Here is a 392-nt window from a genome sequence, read left to right as displayed (position 1 = left end):
TTACAGCACAAAGTGCAAGTAGCGATCTTTTAGAAGTGCGCTAATCCCCACAGTTAAGGTGTTCCGCACATAGTTTTTATAGTATAATAAGGTCAAAATGCACAAAGGAGAATGCTGAAATGATTCATCAAGATTGGCTGAACAAAGAGACCATTAAAATGGTAACATGCAAACATACAAATGCAGAAAAATACATGGTTAACCGTGTTTTAACAACGGGAAATACATATGAAGTAAAAAACGAAACAGAAGAATTTTACTTTGTCATTGATAACAACGGCAAAGTGAGCGGATTCTACAAAGATTATTTTGAAGAGAAATAAACGATAAAAAAGCCATCTGAAAACGTTCAGATGGCTTTTTTTGTGTTGCCAGGTGATTCCGCTTTTCTC

Annotated in this window: 1 protein-coding gene; it reads left to right on the top strand. The window is 35.2% G+C overall.

What is annotated here, in order from left to right; all coding sequences use genetic code 11:
* Positions 1-119 precede the first annotated feature (119 nt).
* The gene (locus ABEQ24_RS07100) at positions 120-323 is read left to right on the top strand and encodes a DUF6501 family protein (protein WP_430006132.1); all 204 of its coding nucleotides are present in this window, start codon (positions 120-122) and stop codon (positions 321-323) included.
* Positions 324-392: the final 69 nt, after the last annotated feature.

It is taken from the genome of Metabacillus idriensis (genome assembly GCF_050483325.1).
GTDB classification, from domain to species: domain Bacteria; phylum Bacillota; class Bacilli; order Bacillales; family Bacillaceae; genus Bacillus_P; species Bacillus_P idriensis_A.
This window is presented reverse-complemented; position numbering and strand designations above follow the sequence as displayed.

Bases quoted from the DNA above. Each gene is read 5' to 3' on its own strand.
- ABEQ24_RS07100 (WP_430006132.1), top strand. From the start codon at position 120: ATGATTCATCAAGATTGGCTGAACAAAGAGACCATTAAAATGGTAACA.